The sequence below is a fragment of the Collinsella sp. BM28 genome, assembly GCF_054551995.1.
Genome location: NZ_JBTOLJ010000001.1, coordinates 145,728 through 167,876 on the forward strand (window position 1 = coordinate 145,728; position 22,149 = coordinate 167,876).

The window sequence follows — 22,149 nt, forward strand, 5'->3', positions numbered from 1 at the left end:
TGATATGGCGGCGAGTCGATATAACGGCGCGCCGCCATATGGGATGTGCGCGGATTACCTGCCGTCGTCCTGCTGCAGGCCGGCGGGTTCGTGCCTGCGGGCCTGCTTGGAGAGCAGGCGGGCGGGTTTGTCGGGGTCGGGCACCGCGGTGGGCAACGGCTCATCCACATGGCCACCCCACCATCCGCCCACGAAGTCGAGCGTATGGAACACGTTGATCACGGCGCCGGGGTCGATGTCGCACACGAGCTTGATGATGTCCTGGCTCTCGTAGGTGGACACAACAGTGTGCAGCAGGTACATCTTCTCGCGGCTGTAGCCGCCGATGACCTCGGCGCAGCTGATGCCGTGCTGGAAGTGGTTGACGTAGGCGGTCATGACCTCGTCGGCCAGGCGCGTGGTGATTTGCAGGGTCACGCGGTCGTAACGGTGGTAGAAGCTGTCGATCGTCTTGGTGGATATGAACTGGAACACGATTGAGTACGCGGCGTTGTCCCATCCGAACATCCAGCCAAAGATCACGAGGATGAGGCAGTTGAAGGCGAAGATCACGCCCCAGATGGTCTTGCCCGTGTGGTTCGAGATCCACAGCGCGATGAAGTCGGTTCCGCCGGTGGAGGCGCCCGCCTTGAGGGCGATGGCGATGGAGAGCCCCGAGACCACGCCGCCGAAGATGATGAGCATGATCTTGTCGCCCAGGAAAGGCGCGAAGTCGAAGATGTTGAGGAACAGCGAGGAGAGGGCGACTTGGGCCATCGAGAAGATGACGAAGCGCCTGCTGATGCCGCTCCAGCACATGAGCGCCACGGGGATGTTCAGCGCGAGCATGCCGAGCGAGGTGTCGATATGGACGCCGCCGAGCGAGGTGATGCGGTCGAGGAGGACCGCGACGCCGGTGAAGCCGCTGGGCAGGAGGTCGGCGGGCTGAACGAAGGCCTGGATGAGGAAGGTTTGGATCAGGGCGGACACCGTGACGGCCACCGCGGTGATGATGCGGCGGACGATGGTGAGGCGCGCGAGCTCGAGCGCGCGGTCGGTGAGCTGGTCGACGGCGTTCGCCACGGGCGCTCCTTTTGCAGGTAGGTGTTGGTACAGGGTGTGTCGAGCGATTGTATCACGGGCGGGCCGCGTCTATCGCCAGCGGCCTTGCAGCACGCGACGCGCCGGTTGCTATAGTGGAGATCGAGTGCGCGAGGTGTGCCCATAGCCCTCATCCAATGGGAAGGGGGTGGTCGTCGTGTCCGAGGCTATTTTGCTTCTGGCCCTCGTCACCGTCCTGGTGATCGTGGCCAAGTCTTAATTTCTGCTCTCGCACAAAAGACGACTCCGGGCCGCCCTGCAAGCGACCCGGAGTCTAGGTGCGAGACATATGTTCCGTTCCACCCGATTCACTTGCTTAAAAGAGGGTGAGCCTCGCGTGCTTGGATACATCATAGCACAGACGAATCGTCCTCAAACGCTGTCGTCATACATATGGAACTTGAGTTCACGTATGCTGAAAAGCGGCATTTTGCGCGGGCATAAAGAAGGGAATCTTTGGATGGTGGACGTGGAGAGCGTGCGCGACCGCGCAAACAACCCCAGGCCTGGTGGAAGGCCCCGGCGCACCAAGCCTAGGTCCGTCTCGTCCAATGCGGGCGAATCCGCGCATTCGGTTCGGGAGGCATAGGGGGTTCGTGGAAGCAACAAAGGACATTCTCAAGCGCTATTTTGGCTACGACTCGTTTCGTCCGGGTCAGGAGCGGATGGTCGACGCCATCCTCGCCGGCCGCGATGCGCTGGGTGTGATGCCCACCGGCGCCGGAAAATCGATCTGCTACCAGGTGCCAGCGCTCATGATGCAGGGCCTCACGCTGGTGGTGTCTCCGCTTGTCTCACTTATGGGCGACCAAGTCCGCGCCCTCAAAGAAGTCGGTGCGCGCCCGAGCTACCTCAACTCCTCGCTCACGCCCGCCCAGCAGAACACCGTGCTCAAGCGTGCGTCTGAAGGCTGGTACCAGATCATGTACGTGGCGCCCGAACGCCTCGCCGACGAGCGCTTCCTCGCGTTTGCGCAGGCGGCCGCGGCCCCGGGAGGAATCGGTCTTCCACTCGTCGCCGTGGACGAGGCCCACTGTGTTTCCCAGTGGGGTCAGGATTTCCGCCCATCCTACCTGCAGATAGCAGAGTTCATCGCCGCCCTGCCCGCGCGCCCCGTGGTGGCTGCCTTTACGGCAACGGCGACTGAGCGTGTGCGAGACGACATCGTTCAGATGCTCGACCTGCGCTCGCCGCAGACGGTGGTGACGGGTTTTGACCGAGCCAACCTCTCGTTCAACGTGCAGGAGATGGGCGACAAGGCGAAGGCGGCTTGGATTCGCGATTACGCGCTCGGGCACGCCGACGAGAGCGGCATTGTGTACTGCGCCACTCGCAAGGCGGTGGATGAGCTTGCTTTTGATCTGGGCCGGACGCTTGCGCCGCAGGGAATACGTGTTGCGCGCTACCACGCAGGCATGAGCACAGACGAACGCACGGCGGAGCAGGCCGCCTTCATCGCCGACGCCGCACCGCTCATGGTCGCCACGAACGCCTTTGGCATGGGAATCGACAAGCCCAACGTGCGTTACGTGATTCATCATAATGTGCCCGAGAGCATCGAAGCCTATTACCAGGAGGCCGGTCGCGCGGGGCGCGACGGTGATCCAGCCGCATGCTACCTGCTGTGGAACGGGCACGTTTTTGGCCTGAGGCGCTACTTTATCGAGCGGGATGTGCCTGAAGACGCGCTCGGCGCGGAAGAGCGCGCGTTCACGCGGCAGAACCGGTACCGTTTGTTGGCGCAGATGGAGGGCTACTGTCAGACCACTGGCTGCTTGCGCGAGTACATCCTGCGCTATTTTGGCGACGAGGGTGCGCTGGGTGTCAAGGGGGTGGCGACTGGGAGTGCCGACCCGATCGGCGCAGGCGCGGCGGCAGGGAGCTCCGTACCGGTCGGCGCGACTTTGGCAATCGGGGGCGCCGCGTCAAGCGAGACCGGGTGCGGCAACTGCTCCAATTGCCTGACACGCTATGAAGTGGAGGACGTCACGGACGTCGCGCTCGCTGCCATGCGCCTGGTCTCCGCAACGGGCGGGCGGTTTGGCAAGGCACTTATAGCTGAGGTTCTGCACGGTGCCAACACCGAGAAGATCCGCCAATTTCACCTCGACGACGCGCCGGGATACGGTGTTGTTGCGGAGGTCTCCATCAAGCGCATCAAGGACGTCCTGGACCAGCTGGTGGGTCGCGGCTACTTGGCGCAATCGCAGGGTCGGTTCCCCGTTGTGGGCCTGGGCTCCCACGCAGGTGAGGCACTTGATCCGCAGCGTGTGAGTGGCTTCTCCTTTACGGTGAAGAAGCGCGCCTCCCAGAGCGTCTCGGCAAGCCGGGCGCGCCGGGCGGTCGACTTGGTGCGTGAGGAGGCTGCGCTGGATGCGCGCCCGCGCGTGGGTGATGACGCCGAGCTGTTCGACGGGCTCAGGTCCTTGCGTCGCAAGTTGGCGAATGAGCACAACGTCCCGGCGTACATCATCTGCTCGGACGCGACGCTGCGCGGTTTGTGCCGCAAGCGTCCCGCAACGCGCGAGGACCTGCTCGAGGTCACAGGCATAGGCGAGAAGAAGGCCGACGCCTACGGCGAGGCGTTTCTTGCGGCGATTGCCGAGTACGAAGCAAGCGTGCGGTAGGTGCCGTCATTCGATTGCATCCTGGGGCAGCTGTGGGGCCATTGTTCAGTGGCGGAGGCCCCTGTGGGCGTTCGCAGGGACAATAAGCGGGCCGCGCCGGAAGTGTTTCCTCCGTGCGCGGCCTCTGTAGGAGCGCGATATGTAGGAGCGCGTTACGCTCGACCAGACGGCGGTCGATTGACTATTTGGCGTCCCAGGCGGCCTCGTCCCACCAATCGAGCTGGGCGATGTTGTCGCGAATGTGTTGGCAGCTCTTGTGGAAGCCCTCAAGCTCGTGTTCGGACAAATCGAGCGTATAGACCTCCTCGACGCCCTCGGCACCGATCACGCACGGCAGGGAGGTGAAGATGCCCTCCTCGCCATATTGGCCGGTCATGAGCGTGGAGGCGGAGAGTACGGCGTGCTCGTTGTGCAGCACGGCGGCGCAGACGCGTGCGGCGGAGTTGGCGACGGCGTATTCGGTGCAGCCCTTGCCCGCGTAGGTGACATAGCCGCCCTTACGTGCGAGTTCCTCGATCTTCATGTGGTCGAAGGCGTACTTTTCGGGGTTTTCCACCTCGAGCTCGCTGAGCTTCTTGCCGGCGACGGTCGCGGCCTTGAATGCGCCGATCTGGCTAAAGCCGTGCTCGCCGACCATGTACGCATCGATGGACTTGGGCGAGATGCCGATCTGCTTGGAGATCTCGGTGCGCAGGCGCGCGGAGTCCAAGCCACAGCCCGAGCCGATGATCTTCTTGGGGTCGTAGCCGGTCAGGTGCCAGATCTCGGTGCACACGACGTCGCAGGGGTTGGAGATGCTTACGAAGATGCCGTCGAACCCGGCGTCGACGATGCGGTTGGCGAAGGTGCGCGCGGCGTCCGTGGTGTAGAACAGCTCGCCATCGCGATTGGTTGCGGCAAGCGCGACCTTGCCGGCGGCGTTGACGACGATGTCGCAGCAAGCGAGCTCTTCGTAGCGGTTTCCGCAGTTGACGATCTTGGTGTTGTAGGGAACGAAGCTGAGCGAGTCGCGCAGGTCCTGGACTTCGGAGGTCACCTTTGTCTCGTTGATGTCGCACAGGTAGAGCTCGTCCGCGATTCCCTGCATCAGCAGACTGTTGGCAACGTGCGCGCCCACATGGCCCTGGCCCACCACGCCGATCTTTCGAGTCTGGTACATATCCGAGTCCTTTCGGCCGAAGTTTTCGTACAGGACATTGTAATTCGCACCGAGCGCTGTGCCGAGATAAAGCGATTCGTTTCCGTTCTGACACATTGCGGTGGCGGCATGTGGGGGCGGCGGGCGTTCCGGGCGTGATGGGCTCTGTAGGTGCAGCGGGCGCGGCGGGGTTGCGGGGCGGCGGGGTTGCGGGCGCGGCGGGGTTGCGGGGCGGCGCAGGCGCGCACGCGCGGCGTCCGTGGCGCGCGCTTCGCTCCGGCATCGGTTCGCATCGAGCCCACCTCCCGGCGCACGCGTTTGTGTCGTACCATAGGGGAACGTGAACCAAGGAGGCCCCATGCCCATTCGCATTCCTGACGCTCTGCCCGCCACCGCGGCATTGGAGAGCGAGAACATCTTCGTCATGACCGAGTTCCGTGCCCTCCACCAGGACATTCGTCCGCTTCGTGTGTTGATCTTGAACCTCATGCCCACCAAGATCGCCACCGAGACGCAAATCATGCGCAAGCTCTCCAATACGCCTCTGCAGATCGAAGTCGAGCTGCTGCGCACGCGTAGCCACGAGGCGAAAAACGTCTCCCCCGAGCACCTGGAGACCTTCTACCGCACGTTCGACGAGGTACGCCATGAGCACTTCGACGGCCTCATTATCACGGGAGCGCCGGTTGAGAAGCTTGACTTCGCGGATGTCGACTACTGGGACGAGCTGGTGGACATTATGGATTGGTCTACCACAAATGTGCACTCAACGTTGCACATCTGTTGGGGTGCGCAGGCGGGGCTCTTTCATCATTACGACATCGACAAGCACGCGCTGCCCGCCAAGCTCTCCGGCGTGTACGAGCATCGTATTGAGAAGCCGAGTTCGCCTTTGGTGCGTGGCTTGGACGACCGCTTTTTCGCGGTGCATTCGCGCTACACCGAGGTCGATGAGGCCGCGGTGCGCGCGCATCCGGAGCTCGAGGTCATCGCGAGTTCGTCCGAGGCAGGGCTCTACCTGGTAAAAAGCGTGGATAGTCGGCGGTTCTTCGTGTTTGGGCATCCCGAGTATGACGCCGATACGTTGCAGCTCGAGTACGAGCGCGACGTGCGTGCAGGCATTGATCCAGACGTGCCGGTGAACTACTTCCCCGGCGACGATCCGGCGCGCGAGCCCTTATGTACATGGCGCGCCCAGGCGCAGCTCATCTACACGAACTGGCTCAATTATTATGTGTACCAGACCACGCCTTACGATGTGACTCGCGTTGGTGTCGGGAAATAACTCATAGCTCTGAGCGCCGCCCTCCCTCCGGGAGGGCTCCTTTATGTAGCGAAGTGACCTCGGGCCTTGGTGCACCTTCGCTACTTGGAAGCGTCTTCAACCTGCCCCATTCGTCGGTGTTGCACAGCTTTCGGTTACGCAAATTCGCAAATGCGGGGATAAAAATGAGGAGCGTCGCATAGAGGGGATGAGGGCATCGTTCTGACCTGCGGGTTTATTAAGTGGGATGGCGTGTCTATCGAAGGGTTGGGAAATTAACCCCGCATTTGCGTATTTATGCGTTCATGACGCCCTTTTTGTCGGCCGAGATTCCACCGTGGCTGTTTTGGATCACGCCGGGGCAGCACTGGATCACACCGGGGCCGTTTTGGATTCCCCCGAGGCTGTTTTGCCCCGGTTGCGCGCTTCCGAGTGTGGGGGCTTTGCGGTTGGCTCGGTTTGTCTGGGCGTCTCGTTATACTGGATAGGCTCAAAAGACGACGGCCCGCAGCCTCGTCGACGATGTGTTTTGGAGAGATGGCATGACCAATCAGCCTAATTTGTGGGATGCACAGCCCTCTGCGCCCGACCCCGACGTTGTCCCGCTTGATGCGTATGGGGCAGAGCCCGAGCATGCCGAGGCCCCCGCAGACTATGTTCCCGCGGATTATGAGCCTTCTGCGGTGGATGTCGCTCCAGTGCATGTTTCGGTTCCCGGGGTCTCGACCTATGTTGCTCCGACGGTGGCGCTCGCGCCTGCCCGCCCGCTTGTAGATATCGACTCGCTCAATCCCGCCCAGCGCGAGGCGGTCCTCACCACCGAGGGCCCGCTGCTCGTGCTCGCGGGTGCCGGCTCCGGCAAGACACGTGTCCTGACCTTCCGCATCGCCCGCATGATTGGCGACCTCGGCATCCGTCCGTGGCAGATCCTCGCCATTACCTTTACCAACAAGGCGGCTGCCGAGATGCGCGAGCGTCTCTCCGCCATGCTGCCCGATGGCGGCATGCGCGGCATGTGGGTGTGCACCTTCCACGCCATGTGCGTGCGCATCCTGCGGGAGGATGCCGACCTGCTGGGCTACACCGGCCAGTTCACCATCTATGACGACGATGACTCCCGCCGTATGGTGCGCGAGATCATGACGCAGATCGGTATCGAGCAAAAGCAATACCCCGTCAACATGATCCGCTCCAAGATCTCCACGGCCAAAAACGCCATGATCGGCCCGGAGGAGTTCATCGAGAAGGCGAGCTCCCCGCAGGAGCAGAAGGCGGGTCAGGTGTATCTGGAGCTCGAGCGCCGTCTGCGCGCCGCGAACGCCATGGACTTCGACGACCTGCTCGTCCGCACGCTCGAACTGCTGCGTACGCGCCCCGAGGTGCTGGAGAAGTACCAGGAGCGCTTCCGTTACATCAGCGTCGACGAGTACCAGGACACCAACCACGTCCAGTACGAGATCGCCAACCTGCTCGCCGCCAAGTACCAGAACCTCATGGTCGTGGGCGACGACGATCAGTCCATCTATTCCTGGCGCGGCGCCGACATCTCGAACATCCTCGACTTCGAGAAGGACTTCAAGCAGGCTAAGGTTGTCAAGCTCGAGCAGAACTACCGTTCGACCGGCCATATCCTCGCCGCCGCCAACGCCGTGGTGCGCAACAACTCGCAGCGCAAGGACAAGCGCCTGTTCACCGATTTGGGCGACGGCGAGAAGATCCAGTCCTACCAGGCGAGCGACGAGCGCGATGAGGGCCGTTGGATCGCCTCGGAGATCGAGAAGCTGCACGTTGGTGGCATGAGCTACGACGACATGGCGGTCTTTTACCGCACCAACGCGCAGTCCCGCATCTTGGAAGATATGTTCCTGCGCGCGGGCGTGCCGTACAAGATCGTGGGAGGCACGCGATTCTTCGATCGCGCCGAGATCCGCGACGTCATGGCGTACCTCAAGATGATTGTGAACCCCGCCGACGAGATGAGCGTCAAGCGCGTTATCAACACCCCGCGCCGCGGCATCGGATCCACCTCCATTTCCAAGATCGAGGACCTTGCACGCACCAACCGCTGCTCGTTCTTCCAGGCGTGCGAGATCGCCACGGCGGAGACGGGCATGTTCTCCGCCAAGGTCCGTAATGCCCTGGGCGACTTCGTCTCGCTTGTGCGCGAGGGGCGCCGCGTGGACGGCGAGCTCAAGGATGTCGTCGAGATGATCGTCGACAAGAGCGGCCTGATTCAAGCGTTCCGTGCCGAGGCGACGATGGAGGCGGAGAGCCGCGCCGAGAACATCCAGGAATTCCTGGGCGTCGCCGCCGAATTCGAGGAGACGCACGAGGACATCGAGGGCACGCTCGAGAGCCTCGAGGAGCTGCGCACCGCTGGCGTCGCGGGAGTGCCGGAGGCGGGCTCTGCCACGCCAGGTGCCGCCGGCACCGATGCGATGGTGGCCAAGGGAGCCGACATGCGCGATGCCTCGGCGCTTGGCAATCCGCTCGATGCGCTTGCGGCAGCCGTTACCTCGCCTCAGGGCGCGTTGGCGTCGATGGTTGCTGCGCCCGCCCCCGCTCTGAACGCCGCCGCCATCGCCGCGGCGGAGGTCGAGCGCACGTACGGACAGCTCGCCTGCAAGGCCCTGCCCGCCCTCCTCGAGTGGCTCGCCCTGCGCAGCGACCTCGATGCGCTGGCGGGGGAGACCCACGCCATCACGATGATGACCGTCCATTCCGCGAAGGGCCTGGAGTTCCCGGCGGTGTTCGTCGCCGGTATGGAGGAGGGCATCTTCCCGCATGTCGCCGGCTGGACCGATGACGACCCGGCCAAGCTCGAGGAGGAGCGCCGTCTCGCGTACGTGGCCATCACGCGCGCCCGCAAGCGCCTGTTCCTCACCTACGCTGCCACGCGCCGTACCTACGGCTCCACCCAGGCAAATCCCCGTTCTCGCTTCGTGAACGAGATCCCGTCGGAGCACATCGAATTCTCTGGCATCGGATCGTCCGGTTTCGAGGGGACGGGCTGGGAGAAGCGCGGCGACCGTCGCGGCACGTTCGGTTCCGGCAAGGGCTCCGATATGTACGGCGGTCGCGTGTTCGGCTCTTACACCCGCTCGACGCCCGGCACGCAACGTCGCACCGCGATCAGCCCCGACGCCGGGCGCGTGGGTGCTGTGGGCGCAGGCGCGGGAGCGAGCTCGGCGCCCCGCAAGCCGTCGACCTTCGGCTCCGGTGCGCCCCGACCCAAGAAGGCCAGCGTGTCCGCCACGGTCGAGCGCGAGCGCGACGCAACTGCTGCCGCCACGAGTTTCGCGGCGGGCGATCGCGTGAGCCACAAGACGTTCGGCCCGGGCACGGTTATCTCCGCCGCTGGCGATATGATCGAAGTCCAGTTCGAGCGCTCCGGTCAGACCAAGAAGCTCATGAAGGGCTTCGCTCCCATCGTCAAGCTGAGTTGACGCTTTCCGCGGCGCCCGACCTACCGTTCAAACGTCGGCTGCCGTGCACAACGCGTTCGGCTCGCCTTCAATCGTCGGGCGCCACGAACAAACGCGCGCTCTTCGTTCGCGCTAACCTCGGGCTCTACGGATTCCATTTTAGGGCGGGGCGCTCCCCAAGTGAATTGCGCCCCGCCCTCTGCTTTGCATAGATAATTGGATGTGTTGCATCGCGCAACGTACCGCTTGCCGAGAAAAAGCGACCGTTGCTGGGGTGCGAATTGCCCATTGAATCTATATGTTTATGTGCATGCGACAATCATGCGGCTATGCATGCAGAGTGATTGAGCAGGATAACGAGGGGAGGCGGGTCGGCGCAGGCCGGCCAATGGGACTCCTGTGGGTTCTGTCACTCGGCATGCCGGAGGCTCGCAGAAAGGAGCATGTATGGTTCGAATGCATCTCAATATGTATAAGGGAGGTGTAAGCCGGAGACTTGCTGTCATCGCGCTGCTTGCATGGGCGCTTTGTTGCGCTTTGGGACCCATGCGTGCGTTTGCTGTTGACGGTGTGGTCGATACTGTGAACGTCAACCACCTGCTTGGTGGGACGGCGACCGCGAGTGCCTACGAGGACAACAACGATAAGTTCAAGCCCGACCATGCCATCGACGGCAAGACCGATACGCGTTGGTCGAGCAGCTCGGCAAAGCCCAACAAGGACGATACAACCTGGCTTGCCGTCGACCTCAAGCAAGCCGCCAAGCTACAGTTCTTCGACATCCAGTTCGAGGGGCGCACGGTTGCGGTCAAGCCCAGCAACGTAAAGGGCTTTGATATTCAGTATCAGACCCCAGGCAGCGACGAGTGGAAACTGGCCAAGACCGTCGAGAACGTCAAGAGCGGCGATGGTTACGAGACTCACGTTCGTGTGATGCTTGACGAGCCCATTGTGGCCTCCAAGGTCCGCCTGACTAATTTCGACATCGTCGCGGGCGACACGCAGTGGAACGGCGTGTCCGTGGTCGAGCTCGCTGCCTACACGAATGAATAGGCCGTGACCCAGTCGCTTAGCAGCGTGGTGAAGGACCTGGAGCAGATGGGGGAGCAGACTGCCGCGCTCGACGCCGCGTCCATCTCCCTTCCCGAGGTCCCCGAGGGCTTCACCGTCCAGTTGAATGGAGCGGACTTCGAGCAGGTCATCGGTGATGACCTGAGCGTGGTTCACCCTCTGGTCGATAAGGTCGTGCAGGTATCGTGGAAGGTGACCAAGGACGGTAGCGATGAGACCGCCGAGACCAAGGACATCCCCTATGTGGTGAAGGGCGCCAAAACGCAGGAGCAGGGCAAAAACGCCAAGCCCTCCGTTGTGCCCGAAATCCAGGAGTGGTTCTCCGACTCGACGGCCAAGCTCTCCCTCGACACCGTGACCGCGATTACCTATTCCGATGCCTCGCTCAAGGCAATTGCCGAGGAATTCGCAGACGACTACAAGACCTTTACCGGTCGCGATCTGACGATCGAGCAGGTCGGCGCAAAGGCCGGCGCGTTCAACTTCACGCTGGCGTCCCCCGAGGGCGATGCGCTTCTTGGGGATGAGGGCTATGCCATGACCATCGATGCCGACAGCATCGACGTGGTGGCACCCGCCGTGACCGGCAACATGTACGCTATGCAGACCATCCTGCAGATGTACAAGCTCGACACGGACGGGTTCCCCATTGGCCAGATGCGCGACTATCCGCGCTTCGAAGTGCGCGGCTTCATGTGGGACGTGGCGCGTAAGCCCGTGTCCCTCGACATGATGAAGAACGTGGCGCGCACCATGCGTTACTACAAGATGAACGACTTCCAGGTCCATCTTTCCGACAACCTGATCTTCCTCGAGGATTACGGCGCGGAGGAAAACCAGTGGCAGGCCTATAGTGCCTTCCGTTTGCAGACGGATGTGGCCAATGCCGAGGGCGAGACCCCCACGGCAAAGGACTACTCCATTACCAAGGACCAGATGCGTGACTTCATTCAGTCCGAACGCGCCCTTGGCATGAACATCGTCCCCGAGATCGACATGCCCGCGCATGCTGTGGCCTTTACCAAGGTGTGGCCTGAGCTCGGCGTGCACAACACCAGGGTCACGACGGCTGGGAACACGACGCGTTCCGCTATCGACCATCTCGATGTGACCAAGCCCGAGACCATGGAACTCATCAAGGATATCTTCGATGATTACACTACGGGCGAAAACGAGGTTTTCGACGACGAGACCGTCGTGCACATCGGCGCAGACGAGTTCATCATCCCCAACGGTCGCCCGGCATATTGCAACTTCTATAACGACCTCGTGCCGCACCTCAAGGCAAACGGCAATACCGTACGCGTATGGGGCAGCTTTGACAGCAGCTACCTGCAGGGTGGTGGCACCGAGCCCGGTCCTGAGGGCATCGAGGACGTTCAGATGAACATCTGGTCTCTTGGTTGGGCGAACCCTCGGCGCATGCACGATAAGGGCTTCGATCTTATCAACATCCTCGATTCCTATGGCTACATGGTCCCCAATGGTGGCGGCAATCGCGGTGCATACGGCGACTACCTCAACTCCGAGGGGCTGTACAACTCGTTCGATCCCAACAGCTTTGGCGGTACCGTGCTGCCATCTGGCGATAAGCAGGTGCTGGGATCCGCATTCGCCATCTGGAACGACAATATCGACACACGCGCATCCGGTCTATCTGAGGCCGACGAGTTCACGCGCTTCTTCGATGCGATGCCTGTGTACGCAGAGAACAACTGGGCTGCTACCGGCAAGGAAAAGGGCGAGGGAAGCAAGGGGTATCAGAACCTTCGCTCTCTCGTGGAGACGGCCGGCTACGGTCCGGGCGTGAATCCGTACGGCGAGGCCTCCCTCAAGGGCGACTCCTACGAGGAGTTCGACTTCGAGCAGGGCCTCGACGATGTGAGTGAGAACGGCCGCGACCTTACGGAGGGCAAGAACGCAGAGGTGGAGAACGGCAAGCTCACATTGAACGGTGGCGAGTCCTATGCTGACGGCGCGATCGACAAGATTTCGACCGGCACCTCGCTCTCCTTTGACATCGAGCTCACCGAGCCTGCCTGTCCCGGCGATATCCTCTTTGAGGCCGATGCGCCGTACGGCACGTTGGATATTCGCGTAATGGACGACGGGCGGCTTGGCTTTACGCGCGAGCTGTACAACTACTACTTCGACTATAAGCTGCCGGTGGGCAAGTCGGTCCACGTTGAGATTGTCACCAGCGTGCAGGAGGCAACGCTCAAGATCGATGGTGAGGCCATCGGGACGGCACGTGGCAGCTTTTACAACGTCGATGCGGGCAAGGTGACCAAGGAGGGCATTACCAATGCCACCTTTACCCTGCCTCTGCAGCGCATAGGGTCCAAGACGCAGGCGATCGCCGCGACTATGGACAACGTGGTGGTCAAACCTGCCGTCGAGGAACCCGAGATCGATGAGTTCAACAAGAAGGGCTGGACGGCAACGACCAATAGCCAGACCCTTCAAGGCGAAACCGCCGGCGGCCACATCGAGCACGCCTGTGACAACGACGATGCCACCATCTGGCATTCCAATTGGAAGGACGTAACGGAAGGTAACGCCGACGGGCACCTGTCCGTGACGAACCCAATCTACGCTGAGATCGACTTCGGTAAGGGTTATCTCATCAATCAGTTTTCCTTTACGCCGCGTAAGGGCCAAAACAGCGGTCAGGTGACCGAGGCGAATCTGTTTATTCGCACGGAGAAAGATGGGGAATGGAAGCAGGTCGTCAAGGGCGCCACGTTCAAGGCGGATGGTTCCAAGAAGACCATCTCGTTCGACGAGCAGACAGTGTACGGCGTGCGCTTTGAGGCGACCAAGTCCAATGACGAGTGGGTCGCCGTTTCCGAGTTCGACATCGCCAACAAGCCTGCACCCGCAAGCACGGTGTACGCGCGCGGCATGAGCTATGTCGCCGCGCAGGACGGGTCGCTTGACATGTCCGCGGGTGAGTTGGGTGGTATCGTGACGGGATCGGTCGAGGACGCGGATGCCTCCGACGCCGTGTTCCGGGCGGACGTCAAGCCCGGCTCCAGGGTGACTCTCACGGCAAAGGCCGGCGATGACATGGAGTTCGTGGGTTGGTTTGCCCCCTGTTCAAGCGAGCCTCTGAGCGAGGAGACTTCCTATGAGGTTGCAGCCGACTACAGCGTTGCGCTCGAGGCGCGCTTTAAGCGCTCCGATGAGACGCCTGCTCCCCCTGTGCCTACGACTCATACGGTGACCTTCACGGTTGATGGTGAGCAGTATCACAAGGTTGAGGTGGCCGATGGCGAGACGGTCGCGGCGCCGCAGGATGATCCGGTTAAGGACGGCCACACCTTCAAGGGCTGGTATCTCAACGGCGAGCTGTATTCGTTTGAGACGCCCGTGACGAGCGACCTGACGCTCGTTGCGAAGTTCTCGAAGAATGACGCGCCGTCTGAGAAGCCGGGCGAGAAGCCCGGGCAGGGCTCGACGCAGAAGCCCGATTCTGGGTTGCCCCAGACGGGTGATAGCTCGATGCTCGTGATTGGTGGCGTTGCGGTGGCTGCTGTGGCTGTAATCTCCGCTGGCGTTATTGTGAGGCGTCGCAAGCAGTGACTGCTGCACGCGCGTAACGTTACCTGATCGCCGATGATAGGGCGGGGCACCCTGAGGGTGCTCCGCCTTTTCATGTTGTGCGTCGCCGTGCCTCGTCGCAATGTGAGCGCCTTCCGCTCATGTCAAATGTTGACGCTGTGTTAATCCGTTGCAATGTGGGGTGCTGAACGCATAATCTCGCACGCCTCGTGCATATTGTGAGAACTACTCCCCTCTGGTAAAGTACGAGCACTACGGCGGAATCGCGGGAACGGGGAGACTATGACTACTGGTAAGTTGACATCGAGGCAGTCCCTATTCGTGGGCGTTACCCTCTTTTCCATGTTCTTCGGCGCAGGCAACCTGATTATCCCGCCCTTACTGGGTTTGCAGGCGGGTGAGGCCGTGGTTCCCGCCATGGTCGGTTTCCTCGTTACGGGTATCGGTCTGCCCATGCTCGGCATTATCGCGGTTGGCCTCGCGGGCACTATCCGCGACCTCGCCTCGCGCGTGCACCCGCTGTTCGCGCACGTCTTCGTTGCGGCGAATTACCTGGCAATCGGTCCGTGCCTCGCCATTCCGCGCACCTCTTCCACCTCGTTTGAGATGTTTGAGCCGCTGCTCCCCGCGGGGCTTTCGCTCGAGGTGGCGCGCCTCGTGTTCTCGGTCGTGTTCTTCACCGTTGCCTACCTGCTCGCCATGCATCCGAACGCTCTCACGCGCCTGCTCGGTCGCATCACCGGCCCCGCCCTCATCGCCTTGCTGGTCTTCGTGATCGGTGCCGCGCTCTTCGACCCCGCATCCAGTCTCGAGGCCGCCCATGCTACGTACGCCTCCGCCCCCGCTATGTCGGGCTTCCTCACGGGTTACCAGACCATGGATCTGCTGGCGTCGCTCACGTTCGGCATCGTCATCGCCACGAATATCCGCGAGCTCGGCGTGACGGACGATGCCGGCCTCACGCGCGAGGTTTCCCGCGCGGGCGTATTCGCGGGCGTGCTCATGGGCATCATCTACTGCGGCTTGGCGCTGGTGGGCGTCAACATAGCCGCCGTTCTGCCCGGCGCTACCAACGGTGCCGAGATCCTTGCTGCCTCCGCTGGTCAGCACTTCGGTACGGTGGGCACGGTGGTCGTTGCGGCAATCTTCCTGCTTGCCTGCCTCAATGTGTGCATCGGTCTCATCAGCTGTTGCGGCACGTACTTCTCCGACGAGTTCCCGCGCATTCCATATCGCGTGTGGGCACTGGGTTTTGCCGTGTTCTCCTGCGTGGTGTCGAACTTCGGGCTCGATGCCATCCTCACGTTCTCCGTCCCACTGCTCAACGCGATGTACCCCATGGCGATCGTCCTGGTTGTGATGGGCATGCTGCATAAGGTGTGCGATGGCATGCCCGCCGTGTGGCCATGCGCCGTGGGCTTAACCGCCGTCGTGAGCATTGCCACCTCTTTGCGCGACGCGTTTTTCACCGGCGCTTGGCTGCCGTTCGACGTCCTGCCCTTTGCCGATTTGGGCATGAATTGGGTTGTGCCCGCACTGCTCGGAGCGTTAATCGGCGTTGTGGTGTCGTTTGCCGGTAAAAAGCCCCAAAGCGCGTCCTAAGTGAGTGCTTTTCCTGCGTTTGTACCCTCCGAATCGTATGAAAAGCGCCTGCTCGGTGAATTGGGTGATGGTGTCGGGCCTCTTGGGCTCCGGGGCCTCCGGGCGATATGCTGCCCATTCGTTTGGCATGATGGCGGCAGGTAGCGGTATAGTTGGAGCCAGCGATTGAGGCGGGCACATGGACCTGCCACACGAAGGGAGCTCCAATGACCGAAAGCAAGCAGTACTACATTGGCATCGACGTGGGAGGCACCTCCGTCAAGGAGGGCCTGTTCGACGAGGACGGCAACCTACTCGGCAAGGTGAGCGTGCCAACCCCCTCTTTGGCCAATGAGGAGGGCTACGCGGCGGTCGTGGGCGGCATCGAGGAGCTCATGGCGTCCGTGCAGCAGCCCATGCTGTTCGTGCGCGGCGTCGGTCTGGCGCTGCCGTGCCCCGTTCCCGCGAGCGGCAACATCACGCTTGCCGCCAACATCAAGATCAACGCCCCCGAGCTCAAGGAGGCACTCGAGTCTCGCTGTCCCCATGCCGCCGTGCGCTACGTGAACGATGCGAACGCGGCTGCCATGGGGGAGCTGTGGCGTGGTAGCGCCAAGGGTCATCGCAGCATGGTCATGGTGACGATCGGCACCGGTTTGGGCGGTGGCGTCGTGGTGAACGGCGATGTGATCGACGGCGCGTTCGGTGCGGGCGGCGAGATCGGCCACATGTGCGTGAACCCCGACGAGACCCGTGTGTGCGGCTGCGGCAACAAGGGCTGCCTCGAGCAATACGCCTCCGCCACCGGCGTGGTGAGCAACTACCTGCATGAGTGCAAGGTCCGTGGCGTCGACCCCATCGAACTTTCCGGCACGAGCGACTCCCGCGCCGTGTTCCAGGCGTGCCGTGAGGGCGACGAGGTCGCCTGGGCTGCCGTTGAAACGATGACCGACTATCTCGCCCGCGGCCTGCAGATCATCTCTGCTGTGGTCGATCCCGAGGTGTATGTCTTGGGCGGCGGCGCTTCTGCTTCTGCGGACGTATATTTGGACAAGCTGCGCGAGAAGTATGCCGCTTGCGCTCTCTCTGTGAGTACCAAGACTCCCATTGAGGTCGCCGAGCTCGGCAACGATGCGGGTATCATCGGTGCTGCGTACGTGGCGCTGCGCGCCGCTGCGTGCGAGGTGTAGACGAGCGTCGTGCACTCGCCGCATGACTGTCCGCTGTCCTACTCGACGGCGTGTGCGGATCGCTGTAGATGAAGAGGCCGGTTCCAAATGGAGCCGGCCTCTTGTTTTGCATGCGGTGTTTGTCCTCGAACTGCCACATTGGGAGGTTCGAGGGGGGCTTTCTTCCTGTCAGCGCGTCGCGTTGCCCGGGGCGGCGTTGGCCTTGCGCACGGCAAGCTCGGCAAGGACGGTATTGGTAACGAGGAGCGCCGCAATCATATAGGGAATGAGCACCGCTCCACCCGCACCGGCGACGAGCCCAAAGACGGGCGGCACGAGCATGGAGCCCGCATACGCGCATGCCATTTGCAGGCTGACCAGCCCCTGGGACGCCTTGGCGCTAAAGCGCTTGGGCGTGAGGGCGACGATGCTGGGGTAGATGGGAGCACACCCAAGACCCATAAGCAGAATGGAGATACCGGCGGCAACAGGCCCGTCAAACACCAGGAGCGAGAAGATGCCGAGGGTGATGAGCGCTTGGCCAATGCGGATCTGGTTCTCGCTTGTGAGCCATTGGGCAACAAAGCCCGACACGAGGCGTCCGATGGTGATGCCCATAAAGAATTGTGCAACGATGGAAGCCGCCGTTGCCGTGTCGATGGAGCGCGCCATGACGAGGTAGCTGGCAATCCACAGGCCAATGGAGCCCTCGAGCGCGCAGTAGGAGCCAAAGGAACCGATGGAGGCGATGGCACCCGGGAGTCTAAGTAGCTCTCGGTTCGTGAGGGGGCGTTCGCCAGAGGGCTGCTTACGGGGAGCACCGGTGTCAAAGGCAGGTTCGATCGCCGTGCCCTCATTTGCATCGGTCGCCTCCGCGTCGGTTGATTTCCACAGAGGAAGTGAGAGGAACAGGGCCGCCGTGATTGCGGCCTGGATAAGGCCGATACCGAGGTATCCGCCATGCCAACTCAAGGGGCTGGCGAGGGCCCAGCCCATAACGAGCGGGCCCACGCTCGCGCCGACACCCCAGCAGCAGTGTAGCCAGCTCATGTGGCGTGCGCCGTAATGCAGAGCAACGTAGTTGTTGAGGGCGGAATCGATGGCACCCGCGCCTAGACCGTAGGGAATGGCGATGAGGCAGAGCTGCCAGAACGCGTTCGTTGTAGAGAAGCCGAGGATCGCCGCAGCGGTGAGGCCAACCGAAAGTGCGGTGAGCTTGCCGGTGCCGAGCTTGTGGACCAGGCGCGCGGTGAGCAGTGACGAGATGATCGTACAGCAGCTGATGATGATGGAGATGAGGCTTTGTGCGGCAACGGGCGCGGCGAGGTCGACGTGCATGACGGGCCATGCGGTGCCGAGCAACGAGTCGGGAAGGCCGAGCGAGATAAACGTGAGATAGATGACGGCGAGAAGGAGAGAGGCCATTGATGCTCCGGGGTTGATGGGACGAGGTGGACGGCAAGACGTGCTTCGGCGCTATGCCGACAGGGAGAGCCTACAGCCTATGGAAGATCGGCTCCATGTGGTCGAAGGTGCAGAACTCGGTAAAGCCGATTTCCTGCAGGCGCTCGCGCATCATGGGGATGTGCGCGCCAAGGTGTTCGGGCTTGTGCGAGTCGCTGCCGATGGTGAGGATACGGCCGCCGAGGTCGTGGTAGAGGCTCAGGATCTCAACGCTGGGGGTGAGATCGGACAGGCCGTATCGGACGGAGGAGGTGTTGAGCTCGATGCCCTTGTCGCGGCGAATCGCCTCTTCAAGAATTTCCGCCACGATGTCGCGAACGTTCACGTCGGGCCAGGGTCCGAGCGGGTCGTAGCGCTTGATGTGGTCGAGGTGTCCGATAACCGACCAATGGTTGAAGTTCTGGACAACGCGCAGCATCTCCTCGTAGTGCTGCATGTTGTACTGCTCCTGCGTCCTGCCCTCCTGGAACGTTCCATCCCAAAACTCCTGGTCACCAACCTGGTGGATGGACAGGATGATGAAGTCCCATGCATTGGCGTGCTGGTCGAACAGCGTCTGGTACTTGTCGAGCGTGTGCGATTGCACGCCGAATTCCATACCCGTTTTCACCGTGAGCTCCGGTGCAAATCGCTCGCGCGCCCGCTCGATGGCGGGGAAGTAGCGCTCGTAGTCGACGTTGATGGAGGGCTTGCCCTCAACGATCTTGGCGCAGGAGGGGTCGCGGCGGTATTCGTCCCAGTCGGGGCGCACGCCGTAGTCCACGTGGTCGGTGATGCAGATCTCGTCGAAGCCGCGTTCAACGGCGAGCGCGCAGACGTCTTCGAGCGGGAAGACGGAGTCGTCGGAGAAGTCGGTGTGTACATGGTAATCAGCAAGCATGCTGGCTCCAATCAAGAAAGAGAATTCCCCTCGTCGATGGCGAATGCCAATCGAATTGGCCGTGGACATGCCACTTGCAAGGATGCCCGACGAAAAGCCGGTCTCTGCTGGCGCAGCCTGCGCGCGATGCCGCGCCTCGCATGGATCGACGAAGGGGGTGTTGCTATTCCGCACGTATGATACCGTGCTGATAACAGGGCTTCGTCAAAGAGACGGGTGTTTATCGTTAATACAGAGGCTTGCGAGGCGGGGTGACGTCCGCGCGTTACAATGAGAGCATCCATGCATTCGCTACAAGGGAGGAGCCCTCATGGCAAACGTCCTCGTCTTCGGACACCAGAACCCCGACAACGACGCCATCATGTCGTCCGTCGTCCTGTCCCAGCTGCTCAACCAGGTCGAGTACCAGGGCAACACCTACACCGCCTGCTGCTTGGGTCCGCTTCCCGCCGAGTCCGCCAAGCTCCTTGAGGACGCCGGCGTGGCTGCCCCGACGCTCATCGACGCCATCGAGCCCGCTGCCGAGGGCGACGATGCCCAGCTCGTCATCCTGACCGACCACAACGAGCCCGGCCAGTCCGTCACCGGCCTCGAGAACGCCACCATCTTCGGCGTTGTGGATCACCATCGCTTCGGTGACTTCACCACCGCCGCTCCGCTTCACATCGTGGCGTTGCCTTGGGGTTCCTCCTGCTCCATCGTGGCCAAGCTGTTCGAGGTTCTGGGCGTTGAGCCCACGGACACGCAGGCCAAGCTGCTGCTGTCCGCCATGATGACCGATACCCTCATGCTCAAGAGCCCCACCGCCACCGATGTGGATGCCGCTATCGCCGCAAAGCTCGGCGAGCAGCTCGGCGTCGACCCGGTCAAGTTCGGCATGGAGGTCTTCCTCACCCGCCCGTCCGGCTCCTTCACCGCCGCCGAGATGGTCGGCAACGACATCAAGATGTTCGAGGTTGCTGGCAAGAAGCTCCTCATTGGTCAGTACGAGACCGTGGACAAGTCCCGCGCGCTCGGTATGATTCCCGAGATCCGCGAGGCCATGCGCGCTTACCAGGCCGAGAAGGCCGCTGATGGCATTGTGCTCTGTCTCACCGACATCATGGAGGAGGGCTCCCAGGTCCTGCTCGAGGGCGACACCGCCGCCGCGCAGAAGGGTCTCGGTATCGAGGACGTGGCCGAGGGCGTGTGGATGCCCGGCGTGCTTTCTCGCAAGAAGCAGGTCGCTGCCCCCATTCTCGCCGCGAACTAACGCTTCTCCAACAAGCGTGAGGCGCCCTGCAACGCATGTGCGGTGCAGGGCGCCTTTCTATGCCAGAGGTTGAGTTTTGCAATATGGATGCCCGGCAATTATGGATTCGCTCTAGAACCAATAATAGACATATGTCGCTCATATGTGCCCGCTGGGTAGGATAGTTCTCGATGTGAAAAGAGACGGGGAGTGGTATGGACGCACGCGAGCAGCTTTTCAACGAGACGCAGCGCAAGCGCATCGAGCGGCGCGATATTTGGGAACGCATCTCGGAAAATGGAACTATCGCCGCTGCCGTGATGGTTGTGGCGGCGATTGCCGCGGTTATCTGTGCCAACAGCGACGCTTATGAGGCGATTCACCATATCTTGATGGAGCCCATCCACGTGGGCATTGGTTCGCATACGATGGCGATCTCCATCGAGGTGTTCGTAAACGATTTCCTCATGGCGATCTTCTTCCTGCTCGTGGGCATCGAGCTCAAATACGAGATGACGGTGGGCGAGTTGAGGCGCCCGCGTCAGGCGCTGCTCCCCATGCTTGCCGCCGTGGGCGGCGTGGTGGTGCCAGCGACGATCTACATGCTGCTCAATCGCGGAAGCGGTTCGGCACAGGGCTGGGCCATTCCCATGGCAACGGACATCGCGTTCGCCCTCGGCGTGCTCTCGCTGTTGGGCAACCGCGTGCCCGCCGGCGTGCGCGTGTTTTTCTCGACCCTCGCTATCGCCGACGATCTCATCTCCATCGCGGCGATCGCCCTGTTCTACGGCCAAGCTCCCGATCTCATGTGGCTCGTGTCCGCCGCTGTGGTGGCCGCATCCCTGTTCATGCTCAACAAGACGCAGCATTACCGCTTGGCGCCTTATATGGTGAGTGGACTCGTTTTGTGGGTGTGCCTGTTCAAGTCGGGCGTGCATGCCACACTCGCGGGCGTCATCGTGGCGTTCGCGATTCCCGCGCGCTCGGGCATCCGCCTGGACAACCTGACTGACTGGCTGCGCGGTTATATGCCCGAGCTGGTCGACTCTTACGATGAGGATGCGCATATCCTGGGACAGCACGACTTCACGCACGCCACCTTGGGTGCCGAGCGCGTTATGCATCGCGTCTCGCCCCCGCTCGTCCGCCTCGAGCGTAAGATCTCGACGCCGGTTAACTTTATCATCTTGCCGCTGTTTGCTTTCGTGAACGCTCAAGTGCGCCTGGTGGGCGTCGATGTGGTGCAGCTGGCACTCGACCCCGTGTCCATGGGTACGTACTTTGGCATGCTGCTGGGCAAGCCCATCGGCATTGTGGGGGTAACATTTCTGCTGGTGAAGCTTGGTATTGCCGAACTGCCAAGCAGGGTGACGTGGCGGCACATCGTGGGCGTTGGTATCTTGGGCGGCATCGGGTTCACCATGTCGATTTTGATCTCGGGCCTTGCGTTCCCCGCCGAGCCCTTCGAGATGCTCGCTGCCAAGGCCGCCATCCTCGCAGGATCCGTGAGCGCCGCGGTAATCGGCATGATTTACATGACGGTCGCCTGCAAAAAGGCGAAGCGCCCCTGACCTTACCGCGCGCATGGAGGCGCGCCTAGCCTTACCGCGCGCGTGTAATGTCGAAAAAAATGAGATTGAAGCCCTTCACTTTCG

13 protein-coding genes are annotated in these 22,149 nt (G+C 61.9%); 9 read left to right on the top strand and 4 right to left on the bottom strand.

What is annotated here, in order from left to right; all coding sequences use genetic code 11:
* Nucleotides 1-54: 54 nt before the first annotated feature.
* On the bottom strand, nt 55-1,062 hold the full coding sequence (locus ACX9NZ_RS00675; RefSeq protein ID WP_407496092.1) for a YitT family protein: 1,008 nt from the start codon (nt 1,060-1,062) through the stop codon (nt 55-57).
* A 569-nt stretch (nt 1,063-1,631) separates the two neighbouring features.
* Between ACX9NZ_RS00675 and ACX9NZ_RS00680 the strand changes: the two genes are divergently transcribed.
* Nucleotides 1,632-3,707, top strand: a complete 2,076-nt coding sequence (locus ACX9NZ_RS00680; protein ID WP_407496094.1) for a RecQ family ATP-dependent DNA helicase — start codon at nt 1,632-1,634, stop codon at nt 3,705-3,707.
* A 181-nt stretch (nt 3,708-3,888) separates the two neighbouring features.
* On the opposite strand, the gene ACX9NZ_RS00685 is transcribed toward ACX9NZ_RS00680, so the two are convergent.
* Nucleotides 3,889-4,962 carry an L-lactate dehydrogenase gene (locus tag ACX9NZ_RS00685; RefSeq protein ID WP_304291240.1) on the bottom strand — a complete coding sequence of 358 codons (1,074 nt, stop codon included), beginning with the start codon at nt 4,960-4,962 and terminating at the stop codon, nt 3,889-3,891.
* Between the two features lie 241 nt (nt 4,963-5,203).
* On the opposite strand from ACX9NZ_RS00685, the gene metA reads away from it, so the two are divergent.
* The 6 genes from metA (at nt 5,204) to ACX9NZ_RS00715 (ending at nt 16,940) form a co-directional block, all read left to right on the top strand.
* On the top strand, nt 5,204-6,130 hold the full coding sequence (gene metA / locus ACX9NZ_RS00690; protein ID WP_407496096.1) for a homoserine O-acetyltransferase MetA: 927 nt from the start codon (nt 5,204-5,206) through the stop codon (nt 6,128-6,130).
* 521 nt (nt 6,131-6,651) lie between these two features.
* Nucleotides 6,652-9,555, top strand: coding sequence for an ATP-dependent helicase (locus ACX9NZ_RS00695; RefSeq protein ID WP_407496098.1), 2,904 nt, complete (start codon nt 6,652-6,654; stop codon nt 9,553-9,555).
* 426 nt (nt 9,556-9,981) lie between these two features.
* On the top strand, nt 9,982-10,587 hold the full coding sequence (locus ACX9NZ_RS00700) for a discoidin domain-containing protein (protein ID WP_407496100.1): 606 nt from the start codon (nt 9,982-9,984) through the stop codon (nt 10,585-10,587).
* A 3-nt stretch (nt 10,588-10,590) separates the two neighbouring features.
* Nucleotides 10,591-14,190 (top strand): family 20 glycosylhydrolase, encoded by a 3,600-nt coding sequence (locus tag ACX9NZ_RS00705; RefSeq protein WP_407496102.1) that lies wholly within the window; start codon nt 10,591-10,593, stop codon nt 14,188-14,190.
* A 261-nt stretch (nt 14,191-14,451) separates the two neighbouring features.
* Nucleotides 14,452-15,771, top strand: coding sequence for a branched-chain amino acid transport system II carrier protein (gene brnQ, locus ACX9NZ_RS00710; RefSeq protein WP_118652924.1), 1,320 nt, complete (start codon nt 14,452-14,454; stop codon nt 15,769-15,771).
* Nucleotides 15,772-15,977: 206 nt separating this feature from the next.
* Nucleotides 15,978-16,940 (top strand): ROK family protein, encoded by a 963-nt coding sequence (locus ACX9NZ_RS00715; RefSeq protein WP_118652926.1) that lies wholly within the window; start codon nt 15,978-15,980, stop codon nt 16,938-16,940.
* Between the two features lie 168 nt (nt 16,941-17,108).
* On the opposite strand, the gene ACX9NZ_RS00720 is transcribed toward ACX9NZ_RS00715, so the two are convergent.
* On the bottom strand, nt 17,109-18,344 hold the full coding sequence (locus ACX9NZ_RS00720) for an MFS transporter (protein WP_118652928.1): 1,236 nt from the start codon (nt 18,342-18,344) through the stop codon (nt 17,109-17,111).
* 70 nt (nt 18,345-18,414) lie between these two features.
* Nucleotides 18,415-19,263, bottom strand: a complete 849-nt coding sequence (locus tag ACX9NZ_RS00725; protein ID WP_407496105.1) for a histidinol-phosphatase HisJ family protein — start codon at nt 19,261-19,263, stop codon at nt 18,415-18,417.
* 310 nt (nt 19,264-19,573) lie between these two features.
* Between ACX9NZ_RS00725 and ACX9NZ_RS00730 the strand changes: the two genes are divergently transcribed.
* Nucleotides 19,574-20,515, top strand: a complete 942-nt coding sequence (locus tag ACX9NZ_RS00730) for a DHH family phosphoesterase (protein ID WP_118652932.1) — start codon at nt 19,574-19,576, stop codon at nt 20,513-20,515.
* Nucleotides 20,516-20,709: 194 nt separating this feature from the next.
* Nucleotides 20,710-22,065, top strand: a complete 1,356-nt coding sequence (gene nhaA / locus ACX9NZ_RS00735; RefSeq protein WP_407496107.1) for a Na+/H+ antiporter NhaA — start codon at nt 20,710-20,712, stop codon at nt 22,063-22,065.
* Nucleotides 22,066-22,149 lie beyond the last annotated feature (84 nt).

Bases quoted from the DNA above. Each gene is read 5' to 3' on its own strand.
- ACX9NZ_RS00730 (WP_118652932.1), top strand. From the start codon at position 19,574: ATGGCAAACGTCCTCGTCTTCGGACACCAGAACCCCGACAACGACGCC.
- brnQ (WP_118652924.1), top strand. From the start codon at position 14,452: ATGACTACTGGTAAGTTGACATCGAGGCAGTCCCTATTCGTGGGCGTT.
- ACX9NZ_RS00725 (WP_407496105.1), bottom strand. From the start codon at position 19,263: ATGCTTGCTGATTACCATGTACACACCGACTTCTCCGACGACTCCGTC.
- ACX9NZ_RS00695 (WP_407496098.1), top strand. From the start codon at position 6,652: ATGACCAATCAGCCTAATTTGTGGGATGCACAGCCCTCTGCGCCCGAC.
- ACX9NZ_RS00685 (WP_304291240.1), bottom strand. From the start codon at position 4,962: ATGTGTCAGAACGGAAACGAATCGCTTTATCTCGGCACAGCGCTCGGT.
- ACX9NZ_RS00720 (WP_118652928.1), bottom strand. From the start codon at position 18,344: ATGGCCTCTCTCCTTCTCGCCGTCATCTATCTCACGTTTATCTCGCTC.
- ACX9NZ_RS00680 (WP_407496094.1), top strand. From the start codon at position 1,632: ATGCGGGCGAATCCGCGCATTCGGTTCGGGAGGCATAGGGGGTTCGTG.
- ACX9NZ_RS00715 (WP_118652926.1), top strand. From the start codon at position 15,978: ATGACCGAAAGCAAGCAGTACTACATTGGCATCGACGTGGGAGGCACC.
- metA (WP_407496096.1), top strand. From the start codon at position 5,204: ATGCCCATTCGCATTCCTGACGCTCTGCCCGCCACCGCGGCATTGGAG.
- ACX9NZ_RS00700 (WP_407496100.1), top strand. From the start codon at position 9,982: ATGGTTCGAATGCATCTCAATATGTATAAGGGAGGTGTAAGCCGGAGA.
- nhaA (WP_407496107.1), top strand. From the start codon at position 20,710: ATGGACGCACGCGAGCAGCTTTTCAACGAGACGCAGCGCAAGCGCATC.